The organism is Shewanella canadensis (genome assembly GCF_003966225.1).
Taxonomy (GTDB): domain Bacteria; phylum Pseudomonadota; class Gammaproteobacteria; order Enterobacterales; family Shewanellaceae; genus Shewanella; species Shewanella canadensis.
This window is the reverse complement of sequence record NZ_RXNU01000002.1, coordinates 524,258-538,778: the sequence shown is the minus strand read 5'-3', so window position 1 is coordinate 538,778 and position 14,521 is coordinate 524,258. Positions and strand designations below refer to the sequence as shown.

At 48.0% G+C, this 14,521-nt stretch carries 11 protein-coding genes; 7 read left to right on the top strand and 4 right to left on the bottom strand.

Annotated features, from left to right (window positions below):
• Nucleotides 1-171 precede the first annotated feature (171 nt).
• Both EKG38_RS05800 and EKG38_RS05795 read left to right on the top strand, forming a co-directional pair.
• Entirely contained in the window at nucleotides 172-1,350 is a 1,179-nt protein-coding gene (locus EKG38_RS05800; protein WP_185826793.1) for an aromatic amino acid transport family protein, read from the top strand.
• A gap of 229 nt (nucleotides 1,351-1,579) precedes the next feature.
• Nucleotides 1,580-3,736 carry a S46 family peptidase gene (locus tag EKG38_RS05795; protein ID WP_126519296.1) on the top strand — a complete coding sequence of 719 codons (2,157 nt, stop codon included), beginning with the start codon at nucleotides 1,580-1,582 and terminating at the stop codon, nucleotides 3,734-3,736.
• A 65-nt stretch (nucleotides 3,737-3,801) separates the two neighbouring features.
• Here the strand turns inward: EKG38_RS05795 and EKG38_RS05790 are convergent, their stop codons facing one another.
• From EKG38_RS05790 to EKG38_RS05780, 3 genes are all read right to left on the bottom strand, one after another.
• Nucleotides 3,802-4,551, bottom strand: coding sequence for a pseudouridine synthase (locus EKG38_RS05790; RefSeq protein WP_126519295.1), 750 nt, complete (start codon nucleotides 4,549-4,551; stop codon nucleotides 3,802-3,804).
• A 164-nt stretch (nucleotides 4,552-4,715) separates the two neighbouring features.
• Nucleotides 4,716-5,408 (bottom strand): hypothetical protein, encoded by a 693-nt coding sequence (locus EKG38_RS05785; protein ID WP_126519294.1) that lies wholly within the window; start codon nucleotides 5,406-5,408, stop codon nucleotides 4,716-4,718.
• A gap of 421 nt (nucleotides 5,409-5,829) precedes the next feature.
• Nucleotides 5,830-7,203 (bottom strand): Na+/H+ antiporter NhaC family protein, encoded by a 1,374-nt coding sequence (locus EKG38_RS05780; RefSeq protein ID WP_342775816.1) that lies wholly within the window; start codon nucleotides 7,201-7,203, stop codon nucleotides 5,830-5,832.
• Between the two features lie 304 nt (nucleotides 7,204-7,507).
• On the opposite strand from EKG38_RS05780, the gene EKG38_RS05775 reads away from it, so the two are divergent.
• The 3 genes from EKG38_RS05775 (at nucleotide 7,508) to EKG38_RS05765 (ending at nucleotide 9,820) form a co-directional block, all read left to right on the top strand.
• Entirely contained in the window at nucleotides 7,508-8,056 is a 549-nt protein-coding gene (locus tag EKG38_RS05775; protein ID WP_126519292.1) for a DUF3087 domain-containing protein, read from the top strand.
• Nucleotides 8,057-8,195: 139 nt separating this feature from the next.
• On the top strand, nucleotides 8,196-8,996 hold the full coding sequence (locus EKG38_RS05770) for a substrate-binding periplasmic protein (protein WP_126519291.1): 801 nt from the start codon (nucleotides 8,196-8,198) through the stop codon (nucleotides 8,994-8,996).
• Between the two features lie 188 nt (nucleotides 8,997-9,184).
• On the top strand, nucleotides 9,185-9,820 hold the full coding sequence (locus tag EKG38_RS05765; RefSeq protein ID WP_126519290.1) for a LysE family translocator: 636 nt from the start codon (nucleotides 9,185-9,187) through the stop codon (nucleotides 9,818-9,820).
• Between the two features lie 364 nt (nucleotides 9,821-10,184).
• On the opposite strand, the gene EKG38_RS05755 is transcribed toward EKG38_RS05765, so the two are convergent.
• On the bottom strand, nucleotides 10,185-11,129 hold the full coding sequence (locus EKG38_RS05755; protein WP_126519289.1) for a LysR family transcriptional regulator: 945 nt from the start codon (nucleotides 11,127-11,129) through the stop codon (nucleotides 10,185-10,187).
• Between the two features lie 248 nt (nucleotides 11,130-11,377).
• On the opposite strand from EKG38_RS05755, the gene EKG38_RS05750 reads away from it, so the two are divergent.
• The gene (locus tag EKG38_RS05750; RefSeq protein ID WP_126519288.1) at nucleotides 11,378-12,847 is read left to right on the top strand and encodes an NAD-dependent succinate-semialdehyde dehydrogenase; all 1,470 of its coding nucleotides are present in this window, start codon (nucleotides 11,378-11,380) and stop codon (nucleotides 12,845-12,847) included.
• Nucleotides 12,848-12,917: 70 nt separating this feature from the next.
• The gene (gabT, locus tag EKG38_RS05745; protein ID WP_126519287.1) at nucleotides 12,918-14,201 is read left to right on the top strand and encodes a 4-aminobutyrate--2-oxoglutarate transaminase; all 1,284 of its coding nucleotides are present in this window, start codon (nucleotides 12,918-12,920) and stop codon (nucleotides 14,199-14,201) included.
• Nucleotides 14,202-14,521 lie beyond the last annotated feature (320 nt).

Below are 14,521 nucleotides of genomic sequence, written 5' to 3'. Positions count from 1 at the left end.
CTAAGCCATTGAGGCCAATTGAAATCATGGTGGTCGATAGACCCGATTCGATTGGAGGCTGTTAATCTTGATTTGATATCTTGCAAAATCTCTCCTTCAAAATCGTTCTAAATTTGACCCGCCAAAATAGTTGAAATACAAATCTAACAGGACAATTTTGTGAATTTAAAAATGCTCGGCTCTATTGCTATCGTTGCTGGTACCGCCATCGGTGCCGGAATGTTAGCGTTGCCTCTGGCCACCGCTGCTCTTGGGATCATTCCAGCCATACTCTTACTCGTTCTTATTTGGGGAGTCTCTGCTTACACCTCACTACTGATGCTGGAGATTAATCTTCGCACCGGCGTGGGTGACAATGTGCATGCCATTACTGGTAAAGTTTTGGGTAAGAGAGGTCAGCTTATTCAGGGGGCTTCCTTCTTAAGCTTACTGTTTGCCTTGACTGCGGCATACCTCACTGGTGGTTCATCTCTATTGGTTTTGAAAGCAGAAACCATGTTCGATGTCGCGTTAGATAACCAAGTTGCAGTGGTCATGTTTACTCTGACGCTGGGACTGTTTGCCGCCCTTGGTGTGGCCTGGGTCGATAAGGTTTCACGTATCCTGTTCTCTTTGATGATCGCACTTCTGGTCGTTACCGTCGGATTCTTAATGCCTGAAATCAGCCCGTCTAAGATGGCGGTTGCCGCGATAGAAGGGGGGAACTTCGATGTCTGGATGGCAGCGATCCCTGTGGTATTTACCTCATTTGGTTTTCACGTCTGTATCGCAACCTTAGTGCGCTATCTCGACGGCGATACTATGACACTGCGTAAGGTGCTCCTGATTGGCTCAACCCTGCCTCTGCTATGTTATGTTTTATGGTTATTGGTAACACTGGGTACCGTTGGCGGTGAAGCCATTCACGGTTTTGCCGGTTCGCTGCCGGCACTGGTGAGCTCTCTGCAGGATATTGCGGCTCAGCCATGGGTGAGTAAGTGTATCTCGCTATTTGCGGACTTTGCCTTAGTCACCTCTTTCCTCGGTGTGACCTTAAGCTTGTATGACTTCATCGGAGAGTTAACCCGAGCCAGACCTACCATTGCGGGTCGTATTCAAACCTGGTTGATCACCTTCGTTCCTCCGGTCTTGTGCGCGCTCTATATTCCGGAAGGGTTCGTGGCGGTACTGGGCTTTGCGGCTATTCCCTTGGTCGTGATGATCATCTTCCTGCCAATCGTGATGGCGTTAAAGCAACGCCCACAGGCAACAGAGAATGGTTATCAGGTAGCGGGTGGAACCCCCGCGTTGGCTATAGCAGGCGTGTTAGGCACCGTGATTATCGCGTCACAACTTTGGGTCGCCCTATAGCCGGCCCTTTACAGGCCCGTACAGGCTTATAGCTTTGTAAGGGAATAATTCAGGGGCTGTCGTAACGATGGCCGCTTATGATAAAGTCGAGTTCGAATATGAAAATATTGGACTCGGCTTTTTTTTGCCCGGTTTTTAGCAAAGCGATAACTCGCAACGCAATCAATACCAGCAATACAATCAACATAAGCAAATTGATCGAATAATAATTCAAAACGGACTTAATATAATGAAAAAATGGCTTCTTACTGTCGCTGTCGCCGCCTCTTTTGGTGCTCAAGCCGACGAAGGTATGTGGCAACCATACCAACTGCCTGCTTTGGCCGATGAACTTAAGGCTAAAGGGCTGGAGATCGATGCAAAATCAATCTCGAAACTCACCGAATTCCCAATGAATGCCGTGATCAGCCTGGGTGGCTGCACCGCTTCATTCGTCTCGCCTAAAGGCCTTGCAGTGACTAACCATCACTGTGCCTATGGCTCGATTCAGTACAACTCGACTCCCGAGAAAAACCTGCTTAAAGATGGTTTTCTGGCTAAGTCTTATGGTGAAGAGCTACAGGCTACACCCGGTTCTCGTATCTACGTGACCGAAGCCGTAACCGACGTGACAGATAAGGTTAAGAAAGGGTTAGAGAGCAAGGTTGGTAATGCGTTTTATCAGGGCATAGAGCATCAGGAGAAATCTTTAGTTGCCGAGTGTGAAGCCGAAGATGGATATCGTTGTCAGGTCTATAGCTTCCATGGTGGCCTCGAGTATTACCTGGTTAAGCAACTTGAGATCCGTGATGTGCGTCTGGTGTATAACCCGGCTGCAAGCGTGGGTAAATACGGCGGAGATGTCGATAACTGGATGTGGCCTCGTCACACCGGTGATTTCTCTTTCTATCGTGGTTACGTATCTAAACAGGGTAAGCCTGCCGATTTCAGTAAAGACAACGTACCCTATGAGCCAAAGAGCTTCCTGAAGGTGTCTGCTAAGGGCGTGAGCGATGGCGATTTTGTCATGGTTGCCGGTTATCCTGGACGTACTAACCGCTACCGCACCGCCAATGAAGTCGAGAATCAGTTTGAGTGGGCTTACCCTGAAGGTAAGATGCTGCGCGAACGCTTCATCGAGATCATCAAGGAAACGGCGCCTGAAGGCAGCGACGAGCGCATCAAGTATGAGAGCCTGATTGCGGGTCTGGCTAACTATGCCAAGAACTTCACCTCTATGATCGAGTTTTATGGCAAGTCGACCATGCTCGATGACCGTAAGGGTCGTGAGTCTGAGCTGGCGAACTGGATTAGCAAAGACAGTAAGCGTCAGCAGCAATATGGTAAGACGTTGGCAGAGCTGGATAAGTTGATTGTCGAGGGGCAAGACCATCAGGCGCGCGATACCATCTTAGGCTATATCCGTTACACCACTATGGTGCCTACGGCACGTAAGCTATATCGCCTTGCCAATGAGAAGCAGCTCGATGATATGGCGCGTGAGCCGGGTTACCAGGAGCGTGACATGATCCGCTTCAAATCTTCAATGGAGCGTATCGATCGTCGTTATGCTGCCAGCGTCGATAAAGCGGTACTGTTCGATATGTTGAAGCGTTATGCCGTATTGCCAGCCAGCGAGCGTATCAGTGCCTTAGATAAAGTGTTCGGTATCGGTAAGAAGCTGGACGAAAAGAAGCTGTCTAAGACCTTAGATAAGATGTATGCCAAGACAACACTTGGTGATATGGATCCCCGTCTGGCTTGGCTGGATAAGTCGGTTGCCGATTTTAAAGCATCTAATGATCCTTTCATCAAGTTTGCCGTTGCCATGTATGACACTGACATGAAGGAAGAGAAGAAAGATAAGGAGCTTGCGGGTAAGTTGATGAAGGTGCGTCCTCAGTATATGGATGCCATCATCGCTTATAACACTGAACTGGGTAAGCCGGTGTACGCCGATGCTAACTCTAGTCTGCGTGTGACTGTCGGTCATGTGAAAGGTTACTCGCCTCAGGACGGTCTGCAGGCTGTGCCATTCACGCGTTTAGAAGGCATTTTGGCTAAAGATACGGGAGCTAACCCTTTCGATGCTCCATCTAAGCAGCTTGAGCTGATTAAGCAGAAGCAGTATGGCGACTTCTACGTGAAATCTCTGGACTCTGTACCGGTTAACTTCCTGTCGACCTTAGATACCACAGGTGGTAATTCTGGTTCACCGACATTGAACGGCCGCGCCGAGTTAGTTGGCCTGCTGTTCGATGGTGTGTATGAGAGTATCATCGGCGATTGGGGTTACGATCCTGAGACTAACCGCTCCATTCAGGTCGATAGCCGCTACATGCTTTGGGTTATGAAGTATCTGGACAATGCAGATAACTTGTTAGCCGAGATGGAGATCGTGCACTAGCATTTAGCGACGAGTTTCGAGTTGTGAGATAGATTTTCGCAGCTCGAGATTCGAGTTCCTAGATCCTAGGAACTCGTTGTCTGCTTTAACCTATCAACCTCTTCCATAGTTAACTCTCTCATCTCTCCCTCGTTTAGTTCACCAAGTACCAAGGTTTGTATTTGAACCCGTTTAAGATCGATTACCTTAAAACCCAAAGACTGGCTCATGCGGCGGATCTGTCGATTCAGGCCTTGTGTCAGGACGATCTCAAATTTATCGTCATCAAGACGCTTCATCTTACAGGGGAGGGTAGTGACGTCACGGTAGCTAACTCCCTGAGCCATCTCTTTTAGAAAATGATCGTCAAAAGGTTTATCAACGCGTACATGATAGGTTTTTGTATGGCCGAAGTCCGGATGCATCAGACGTTGGGTAAGATCTCCATCATTGGTGAGTAGAAGAAGGCCGCGAGAATCTTTGTCTAAACGCCCAACCGGGTAGAGTCTGGGGCTTGCAGGTAGCAGGTGAAGCAGGGAATCAGAGTCATCGGGCAGCAGACGGCAATCGGTGCCGACGCATTTGTTGAGCATCCAGTATTGTTTCGACTCTATGCCCTCGACCTTAATGCCGTCGAACAGGAGTGACTCTTTGCAGCTCGTAGTACCATTGGGCGTCTCAATGAGCGTGACGGTATCGACATGATTTGCTACGCGCCCGTCAATCATGATCTGGCCATCGCGAATATAACGTGTCGCGGCCCTGCGTGAGCAAAGACCTGTCAGAGCCAGATACTTAGCGAGCCTGACTTTTTTTGCCACAGAAGTACTTTCCATCGAAGTTTTCGCCTCTGAAATTATTGTTGTGAAACGCTGCAGGTGAAACCATAGAAGATGAAGTCATAGAGCCTATTGAAGGAGGGAGCAGTAATAGTCAGTGGATGATTTTAGCATTTAAATGGCGACCGATAGAATGATCTCCTGGTGCTTTTGAATCTGGACTATTTAGATGTCTGCACCTGCGTATTATTTATAGCGAGCTTTCTTACATTTAATGCCAGCAGGATACACCAAAGCATAGTGACATTGGTCTGAAACCACATATTGAGTGCCACCCAACATATCTCGAGTTTGTCGTGGGGGCAGGGCTTAAAATCTAACTGGCTCCAGTCGAGTTGATAAATAAGGCCTGAGGCACTGATAAAACCAAAAATAGCCAACACAAACAGTGAATTTGAACAGATCTCTTTATGGTTTATTCGTGTGGCGATGGTCAGCAGGTGAAGGACAAAGGTGCCGATTAAGAAGCTGGTCGATGCCAGCCTGTGCTCATCGAGGTAGTTAATCGGGAATACTCCAATCAGGATAATTGAGAGTCCGACCCAGAAGCCTGAAAGTGATAGGTAGTGGCTAAAGTCGCCGAGTTTGAGCTGATACAGACCATACATGGCTAATAAAATGCACGAGCCAGCGCTAATCAAGGCCATGTTATAGACGTAGGCCAGTGGAGAGTGAATATAATCTCCCAGCAAATCGGCACGTCTGAAAAATACTTCGATACCAATTCTTTGATATTCGGCCCAGACAGAGATAGAGATGCCGACGGAGGTCACCAGTGCGCCGGATAAGATCATCCAGATCACCAAACGGTGTAGATCGTAATCGGTAGAGTGGACATTGAGTTCTGTCTGCATCGTCAGCACTCGCTTTCTATCGGTGAATAACAAAAAGGAGTGCAGCGATCTGCACTCCTTTACCGGGTCTCATATCTGAGAATTAGATATCCTTATCTGTTTCAGGCATAACGTTTTGAGTGGAACAAGCGGGATCACTAGTGACCGACACTTGACTTTACCACTAGATAGTCTAGCTGAATTATCCCCATAAGGTGCCCTATTTAAGTACTAATCACAATACCACTATAGGTATAAGCTGCGAGTCGCGAGATACGGGCTTCGAGGGGCTACGAGATACGATGATCTCTATGTAGGAGCGGCTTTAGCCGCGAATGTTTAAGGGCCAGGAGCTAAGAGAAGGGCTAAAAGCTGAGAAGGTGCCTGTTATCAGCAACCTTCTCCGCTTTGTGGTTAGCTCACTGCAGTAAGAAAGCTGCTATTAAGCAACTCGCTTACGTAAAATAACGATAGAGATAGCGACAACGGCTAAGATCATGCAATACCAGGCGTGAGTGACGGCCTGCAGCGGTGAGATGCTAAAGATTGAAGCGACCAGCAGTGCTTGTGCGCCATAGGGGATTAACCCTTGCACTATACAGGAGAAGATATCCATGATGCTGGCGGCGCGCTTAGGCGTCACCTCATGTTTTTGAGCCAAGTCTTTAGCTATGTCACCCGTGACAACAATAGACACGGTATTGTTGGCTACACAAGCGTTGGTCAAGGCTACAATGCCTGCCATGCCCAGTTCCGATGCGCGAGTCGATGCGCCGCCTTTGGCTTTAGAAAAACGTGTGATCAGCTTTTCAATCTGCTCGCTGACAAAGGTAAGACCGCCTTGTTGTTGCATTAACGCCGCCAATCCACCGACGAGCATAGAGAGAATGAAGATCTCCTGCATGTTACCGAAACCGGTATAGATATCCTGACCGAATAGTATCAGGCCATAATCCATGGTGAATAAGCCGGTTACACCTGCCAATAAAATACCTATAGTAAGTACGACGAATACGTTTAGGCCAGATACCGCTAAGATTAAAATGGTGAGGTAAGGGATCACCTTGATAAAATCTATCTCTTGTGATGCCACATCTGCCTGACCTTGGCCGACTAATGTGAAGACGATTAGGGTGATGATAGAGGCTGGAATGGCGAAGATTAAGTTCTCTCTGAACTTATCTTTCATCTCACAACCTTGGGTACGCGTCGCCGCAATCGTGGTATCAGAGATGATAGAGAGGTTATCGCCAAACAGAGCGCCGGAGATCACCGCCCCCGCCATTATGGCCAAATCAATCTGGGCTTCGTTAGCCACGCCTAACGCTATCGGTGCCACGGCGGCAATCGTGCCCATAGAGGTTCCCATGGCGGTCGCTATAAAGGCCGCGATGACGAAGAACCCTGGCAGTAGCAAGTTTGACGGAACTAAAGATAGGCCCAGTGCCACAGTAGCATCTACGCCACCGGTTGCTTTAGCAACGGATGCAAATGCACCGGCTAACAGGTAGATAAGGCACATAGCGATGATGTTTGAATGACCGATACCTTCAATAAAGGTATCTATGCTTTGGTTGAGCTTCTGTTTCGAGATTATGAGCGCAAAGATAATGGCTGGCAAAATCGCGATAACGCTGGGAAGTTGATAAAACGCAAAATCAACGCCCTGGCTCTGGAAGTAGATGCCGGCACCAATAAATAGGGCCAGGAATAGAAAAAGGGGAAGTAGTGCCAAAAATGAGGCGTTAGGAACAATGCCATTGGCTGCTGTTTCTTGGGTATTAGTAGAAGTCGTCAAAGTGTTCTCTCTTTTCATCGTTCATCAAACCATTGGTTCCCATTGCCCTCCTAGCTGGAACACACTGCCTTATTATTCTCATGTTCAACGATGAGCCTAAAATGACAGAATGGTACATCTCAATAGTCGAGAGGATATGAGATTTATAGACGCCTGTCAATTTAGACGTCTAGATGTTTTTACTTCTAATCTGTTTTTCGGTTTTTGCAAACAAAAATGTGCGTTCAATCACCTAATTCATTCAGTCTTAAGTGTCCCTTGGGATACTATGGCTAATATGATTAAATCACATCTGTGCCTGTATCTTAGAGAAAGTGAATAAATGAAGTTACGTGAAATTGATAAGAATATATATAAAAAGAATCTCAATATTGTCAGCGTGGGGTTAGTGGCCGGCCTGATCATTTTGTCATTGGCTTTCGGTACAGCGCTGATTGCCATCTTCGGAGTCGATACGAGTTTAGCTAATGCCGCTGCCAGTGAATCGACCGGTAATTTTTATCTCAACCTGCTCGGGGTTATCTTAGCCGCAGTGGTATGTGGTGGCGGTTTATGGCGGATAAAAGACAACCCGTTTCTGGCCGAAGTCTATTATGTTTGGCGACTCAAGGCTTTGCATAACCGTATCTATCGCCGGCTTAAAATCATCAAAAGTGCAGCGGGTGCAGATAACCTCGATGCGCTCATTACCTTGAGTTTTTATTACACCAGCCAGAAGCAGGTCTACCTGCTTGATAATAATACCCTCACTATGCCTAAGCTAGAGCTGGATATCGCACAGCTCGAAGAGACGATAACCGGATTGGGGCTGTCGGTTTCGCCCGATATGTTCGAGGAATCTATGCTATCAGAGCTGAAAACGGAAAGTTAAAGTTAGCGTTAAAGTAAGCGGGTCAGATCTGGTTTCATTCATCACCCAGAGAAAGGTGATTGGGGATATTTTGGTCTAAACTTGGTGGGAGCATCTGTTGCCAGCACTCGATTGGCTGATGCTCTAATCCGGGTGAGTCATGAAAAAAACCATCATAGTGTTAATCCTATTCTTGTTTAGCTGTCTGCATTTTCAGGCGATCGCCGAAGATGAGCTCGATATCGCGATACTGGAATATCCCCCCTATGAGTATACCTATAACGGTCAGTTTCATGGCGTGTCGGTGCGTCTGGTCGAAGCCGTCTTTCAGCGTATAGAGCAGCCCATTAAGTTACAGGTATTACCCTGGTCCAGAGCACTGAAATTTCTGAAAGAGGGCAGAATCGATGGCTTAATCGAAGTTCTGGTTGTCCCCGAACGCCTGACCTATATCGATTTCAGCCAGGTCGTACTGATGGAGGAGAGGATAACCCTGTTTGTCGTCGAAGATTCCCCAATCACTTTCGATGGGGATCTGAGGGCACTGAGTGAGTATCATTTTGGCGCTAGGCAAGATTTCAGTTATGGCACTATTTTCGATGAGGCGGTTGCCAATAAAGTCATTAAGCATATGAGTATCGATGTTGAGTTTGATACCCTACTGCTCAAGCTATGTACCGGTGATATCGATATTCTTATCGGTGAAAAAAATACCATTCACTACGTTTCCAGCAGGATCAAGGTGCTGCAAAATACCTCTATTAAACGTTGCAAAAATATCAAGAGGTTATCGCCTATTATCCAGACTACGTCCGCTTATATGGGCTTCTCTAAGGAGAATAAACTCATTCATATAAGGGATAGGTTTGATGAGGCCCTGACTGAGATGAAGCGAGATGGCAGCTATGAGAAGATCATCGAAGCCTGGTGGAGCGAGAATAGTTTAAAATCCAGGGACTAGCTAAGAGTGCCGGGAGGAGAGTTATCTCTGTGTCCATCGGTAATCTAGTGCCCATAATCAAATGCACATCACTAAATGCCCACCACTCAATTTCCTAAAAGCTATGCAGAGATCCATTTATTTGCTATATCTCATGCTGGCGAGTCGTTGCCAGGCGGAATATTTTCAGTTGGAAGCTAAGGGTGAGTATGTTGGGAATTAACGATCTTTGGTTGTTTGTGCTCTCGGGAATTGCGCTGAATATTATGCCGGGGCCCGACTCGCTCTATATTGTCGGCCGCAGTGCGACACAGGGCTTCAGGGGCGGCTCGATGGCTTCTTGGGGAATAGCGACCGGCACCTTAGTGCATATCTTGGCCGCAGCGTTTGGCTTATCGGCAATACTCGCGACATCGGCGATGGCTTTCACCGTGATTAAGGTGCTCGGGTGTTGTTATCTGATGTATATCGGCCTGTCTATGTTATTGAGTCGCCGGGGATCTGCGACACAGGATGTTAAAGAGCAAGTGCCAACTTCACTCTATAGGGTCTACTCTCAAGGTTTTTTAACCAATGTGTTGAACCCTAAAATAGCCCTGTTTTTCCTGGCCTTCGTGCCACAATTTATCGCCTATGATTCCCCGAATAAAGCGCTGTCATTTATCATTTTAGGTTTGATATTTATCTTTAATGGCATGATTTGGTGTCACTTTCTCGCGTGGAGTTCCTCTTCATTGAGTCGTAAAGTAAAACAGAGTTCATCCCTGAGCCATTGGTTGAATAAAATTGCAGGTACTCTGTTTATCGGCTTCGGGATCAAGTTGGCACTCGGTCAGCAGACCTGACCACCACCCTCACTCACATCTAGGCCTATACTGATTGGTATTATACCAATCAGTATAAGAAAGTGATCTACTCAGCGTGTTTTTTGGCAACTAATTCAAGGCGAATGGATGATGGAATGGTTGTTCCCTTGTAAGGCCATTCAACGCAGAAGTTGGCAGTCAAAAACACGCCTAACAGGCGAGTTTTAGCGCATCCGATGCAGTGTTAACGAGCTTGAACGTAGAACAACTATGTTCTTCACTCGTTGCGAGCAACATGGATGTTGCAAATGTCATTTATGCAGGAGCAATTAATGACCTTGCCTCAGAAGCGCTAAATTCTCGCTGAGCGATCACATCTTTATACCGATTGGTATTAGTCGTTCTATCTTGAGTTTCCCGTTGGTTTCAATTTAAAAACCTCTTCGAACGCGGCTTTCAGTAGCTCTACTTTGCTGGTTTCCCGCGGGCTCTTCTTAAACACCATCGACAGGTTAAACTGATAACTGGCCGAGTCTGAGTGGATGATCCTCATCTGAGCAGACTCCAGCTCTGCTTGGATATAACTCTGTGGCAGGTAGCCGATATAGCAGCCGGAGAGTATCAGGGTCTTTCTGGTATCAAACTTGTACGCTTTTGCCGAGAGATTAAGTTTCTTCAACTGCTCACGCCCCTCAGAGTCGATATCTATCCCCGGGTGTATGGATGGGGACTGGGCTAACATCTCGGGAGTGATCTCTTCATCGCTCAGTTTGAAATAGGGGTGATTGCTACTGCAACACAGATAAATAGGCTCACTGAAGATAGTCTGGTAGCTCAGGCCTTCGATCTGCTGATAGCTGGGTAGCAAGCCGACATGTGCCTTATCCTGCAATAAGGCTCGCTCGATATTGTGAATGGCTTCACCGTCTAAGATCAGGTGCAGCTGAGGCTCTTTGATGTGCAGATATTGGATAACCTGAGCAAGCTTCTGCTGCATGGTGTTGTCGAGTTGATCGGCGCAGAGCAGGATCAACTCACCGCTCAGCTCCTTACCTAAACCATTGACCAGCAGAGAGAAGTCGTTGAGTGAATCAAACAGCTCTATGCAGGCATGATAGACGGCCTGTCCATCTTCGGTTAAGGCGAATCCGCCACGTCCGCGGCTGCAGAGTTTGAGCTTCATGCGGCTCTCAAGGTTAGACATGTGCACGCTGATGGTCGAGCGCGTGACACCCAGCTCGGCTTCTGATGCCGAGAAGCCTCCGTTCTCGACGACGGTGCGAAAAATCCGCAGTAGACGCAGGTCGTATTCGGTAATGGCTTTGGGAATGATTGAATGTTTACTCAAAGTTTGACCACAATAAAACATAAGGTTTAATGTTTTGTATTTAACATGAGTTCATTTTGCTATTCAATAGAGATTATAAGCTTATAGATAAATTTTTTGATAAATCCTTGTTTAACGCCTGCGGTCTATCAGGACAAGCGAGCTTTCAAGACGACTTCCTTATCAATGCAGCTGTAACTGTCTTTCTGTTAGAAAATAGTTATAGCTTCCAAGTTTGAAAGGCAAAACCTATTGCTGCAGGAGTGAATATGCAAGATCTTAAAGACACCAGTTTGGTTAAACTCAGCTCTTATATCGATGGTTGTTGGAGCGAGGCAGCCACTGCTTCCTCTCTTACTTTCGAAGTGACCAACCCTGCTAACGATAACGTCGTTGCCAATGTGCTTAATGCCGGTATCGATGAAACCGAAGCGGCTGTATTGGCGGCGAAGAGAGCCCTTCCGGCCTGGTCTAAAAAATCGGCTAATGAGCGAGCCGTCATCCTCAGAACCTGGTTTAATCTCATGATGGCAAACCAAGACGATCTGGGACGGATCTTGACACTGGAACAGGGTAAACCCCTCGCCGAAGCGAAGGGCGAGATTGGCTATGGTGCCGCTTTCATCGAGTGGTTCGCCGAAGAGGGTAAGCGTGTCTATGGCGATACGATCCCGGCGCCATCGGGCGATAAGCGCATCATCGTCATTAAGCAGCCTGTCGGGGTTGTGGCATCTATCACCCCCTGGAACTTTCCCAATGCCATGATCGCCCGTAAAGCGGCGGCGGCATTAGCGGCAGGTTGTACTTTTGTGGTTCGACCCTCTCCGTTGACGCCACTGTCGGCGCTGGCCATGGCCGAGCTTGCCGAGCGGGCGGGGATCCCGGCCGGTGTATTTAATGTCGTGGTGGGTGAAGATGCCGTTGGCATGGGAGAAGTGTTGACGCAACATCCCGATGTTTCAAAGTTTACCTTCACCGGCTCGACAGCTGTGGGTAAGATTTTGATGACGCAGAGTGCAACGACGGTGAAGAAGGTTTCCATGGAGCTGGGCGGCAATGCTCCCTTCATCGTCTTCGATGATGCAGATGTCGACGCCGCCGTGCAGGGGGCGCTCGTCTCTAAGTATCGTAATGCCGGTCAGACATGTGTTTGTACTAACCGTATCTATCTCCAAAAAGGTATTGCGCAGGAGTTTACCGATAAATTCGCCAGTGCGGTGGCGAACCTGACATTGGGAGATGGACTCAGTGAAGGGGTGACTATCGGCCCGATGATCTCATCGACAGCGGTGGATAGCGTCAGCAAGTTGGTCGCAGACACACTCGCCCAGGGTGGCAAATTATTAACCGGTGGTCAGCGTAGCGAAGTGGGGGCTAACTTCTTCGAACCGACAATTGTCACCGGAGTCACCAATGAGATGTCATTGGCACGTAATGAGATATTTGGCCCTGTGACGCCGATCATCAGCTTCGATAACGAAGAGGAGGCGATCGCCATGGCCAACGATACCGAATATGGACTCGCGGCTTATTTCTATTCCAGCGATATTGGTCGAATCTGGCGAGTCGGTGAAGGGCTCGAGTTTGGCATGGTGGGGGTAAATGAGGGCATTATCTCAAATGCCGCGGCGCCATTTGGCGGAGTAAAGCAATCGGGGAATGGTCGTGAAGGCTCTAAGTACGGGCTCGACGATTATCTGGAGATTAAATATCTGTGCATGGGTGGTTTGGATAGATAAATAGATCGCTAGGCACTAGGCATTTAGAACCTAGAGCCTAGAGCCTGTATCAAATTAAAGGACAAGAGTAATGACCAACAGTAATTTACAGGCGCGTAAAGCCAAAGTGATGCCCCGTGGCCAGGGTAATGTCTATCCAGTGTATGTCGAGCGTGCTAAGAATGCCGAACTATGGGATGTAGAAGGCAATCGATATATCGATTTCGGTACGGGAATCGCGGTATGTAATACCGGCCACAGCCATCCTAAAATTGTGGCTGCGGTTAAGGCTCAGTTAGATAAGTTCAGCCATACCTGTGTCATGATCAACCCCTATGAGTCGGCGGTCGAATTGGCCGAAAAGCTTACCGAAATCGCGCCGGGTGATAGCGAGAAGAAAGCCATCTTCGTGACAACCGGGGCCGAAGCGGTAGAGAACTGTGTCAAGATTGCCCGCGCCCATACCGGTCGCAGAGGGGTTATCGCCTTTAACGGTGGTTTCCACGGTCGAACTAATTTAACGATGGCATTGACGGGCAAAATCAGCCCCTATAAGCAGCTGTTCGGTCCATTTGCCGGTGATATCTATCATGCACCTTTCCCTATGGCCTTTCATGATGTCTCGGTAAAGGATTCGCTTAAGGCGCTGGAGAATCTGTTTAAGGTGGATATCGCCCCTGGCGATGTTGCGGCCATCATCGTAGAACCGGTACAGGGTGAAGGTGGCTTCTATGCCGCGCCAAGTGATTTTTTACAGGCGCTGCGTCAGCTTTGCGATCAACATGGCATCGTCTTGATTGCCGATGAGATCCAAACCGGATTTGGCCGCACCGGTAAGATGTTCAGTTTTGAACACGCGAACGTCGAAGCCGATCTGATGACTATGGCAAAAGGGATCGCCGGTGGATTTCCTATCGCGGCCGTCGTGGGCAAGAGTGAGATCATGGATGCGCCTCTGCCAGGAGGTTTAGGTGGTACCTATGGTGGCTCTCCCGTGGGCTGCGTCTCTGCGCTGGCGGTATTGGAGGTGATGGAGGAGGAGAACCTGATTCAGCGAGCATCGCTTATCGGTAGCATCTTCAATGAACACCTGACTTCACTTCAAAAGACCTATCCGCAGCTGATTGGTGAAGTTCGTCATCAGGGGGCGATGATCGCCATGGAGCTGGTCGTCGATGGAGATGCTGACAAGCCAAATACCGAGCTCACTCAAGCGATTATCGGCAAAGCGGCAGAGCACGGATTAATCCTCCTGGCCTGCGGTTTCTATGGCAATGTGATTCGCTTCCTGCCGGCTCTGACTATCTCAGATGAGATTATCCATGAAGGTCTAGAGAAGTTCACTAATCTGTTTAATGAGCTTGCTGGAGCATAATGGTTCTAGGCTCGAGCTACGACATTCTCCATGTAGGAGCGGCTTTAGCCGCGAATGTTTAAGGGCTACTAGCCAGACACCACGAGCTGTAGGAGCCGGCTTTAGCCGCGAATCTCGAGCGTAAGCTTATAAGTTTGAAGTAACACCTCGTCCCTCTGTGGCGAGGTGTTTTTTTATGCCTGAAGTGTACTAACCCTGTTGCTTTTATCGTCATTCTGAACGTGTTTCAGAATCCATGGTTTTTTATGCTTGAGGGCTTGTCTGTCATCCTGAAATTATTTCAGGCTCTGGTTTGAGTATCTGCAGCAAGCAAATAATGG